This window comes from Streptococcus danieliae, assembly GCF_009767945.1.
GTDB lineage: Bacteria > Bacillota > Bacilli > Lactobacillales > Streptococcaceae > Streptococcus > Streptococcus danieliae.
Window position 1 is genome coordinate 1 of sequence record NZ_WSRS01000150.1, and the last position, 1,298, is coordinate 1,298.

Genomic DNA, 1,298 nt, shown 5'->3' on the forward strand with positions numbered 1-1,298 from the left:
TAGTTGATTTCCCAATTGTGACAGTTTTTCTAGAAGTCGTTCATCGTCGGAAAATAATAGCATGATAGTACCTCGTTCATCTTAGTAGTTCTATTATCTCATAAAATTTAGGGAGTGAAAATAAAGAAAAGCAGGTATTTCTACTGTAGTGGAACCATCAGCAGTTAAAAACAACTGCTAGATGGCGGAGATTTTGAGACCTTGGCTCAAAATTTAGTGATGAGACTCCGAAGGAGACTGCTCACGTCCGCACTACCAAATAGGAATACCTACTTATTTGAAATAAGGCGACAATAAGTATGAGTTTTTAGAGGTGCCCTTAAATGTTTTGGCGGATTATGAGCAGATCTTGGATGCCAATCAAGAGTTGTTGGTAGAAGCTCATATCCATTGGCTGACGGAGCAGCTAGAGCAAGCAAAGCGTGTCTATTTTTATGGCAAGGGTTTTTCTGGTTTGGTAGCCCAGGAATACAGTATTCGCTTTTTAAGGTTGGGCTTGGTTTCTGAGGCTGTGACCAATGATGATATGTTGCACTGGGTGGATGGGGTGATTGATGCTAGCTGCTTGGTGATTGGTTTATCGGTTTCTAGTGAAACCCAGTCGGTTTTGGATTCCCTACGAAAGGCTAGTGAGAAGGGCGCGCGAACCTGCTTGATTACGACTCAGGATAAGGGGATAGAGTATATTGATTGTACCTTGAGGGTGGCCACGACGAGGCATTTAAATTACGGAAATCGAATTTCTCCCCAGTTGCCTTTGTCCTTTGCCTTAGACATTGTTTTTGCCTATTTTATGGACCACGGTTCCAAGGAGCAAAAACAGGAATCTTATGAGCGATCCTTGATTAATGGGCAACCGGATAAGAAGAAAGTTTGAAAATATATCAGAAAAAGTTCCAAACACCATGAAAATATGGTTCTATAATAAGTTGTGTGGAAAGCTTGCTCTCCATGCAACTTTTTTTGTAATTCAGAGTGCAAAAAAAAGCAATTCCTAGTAAACTGATAAGTGAAAAAAAAACATCAGAATAGGAATTGCTTCATATGGACTATGTTACTCAAAAATTACTCGGAATTCAAGACCTAAACATCACTTTCAAAGAAGACTGGCTTATTTATAGTAGAATGAAACAAAAACCGCACATTTTGTGCTATACTATTTTTATGGCATATTCAGTAGATTTTCGTGAAAAAGTTCTTTCATATTGTGAGAATATTGGCAGTATTTCTGAAGCAGCAACTGTTTTCCAAATTTCTCGTAATACCATTTATCAATGGATTAAATTAAAAGAGAAAAC

2 protein-coding genes are annotated in these 1,298 nt (G+C 38.3%); both read left to right on the forward strand.

The genetic code is table 11. From position 1 onward, the window contains the following. Positions 1-313: 313 nt before the first annotated feature. Entirely contained in the window at positions 314-877 is a 564-nt protein-coding gene (locus E5983_RS09085) for an SIS domain-containing protein (protein ID WP_160333497.1), read from the forward strand. A 287-nt stretch (positions 878-1,164) separates the two neighbouring features. Beyond that, on the forward strand, positions 1,165-1,298 hold a 134-nt coding region (locus E5983_RS09090; RefSeq protein WP_160332216.1), incomplete at its 3' end, for an IS630 transposase-related protein.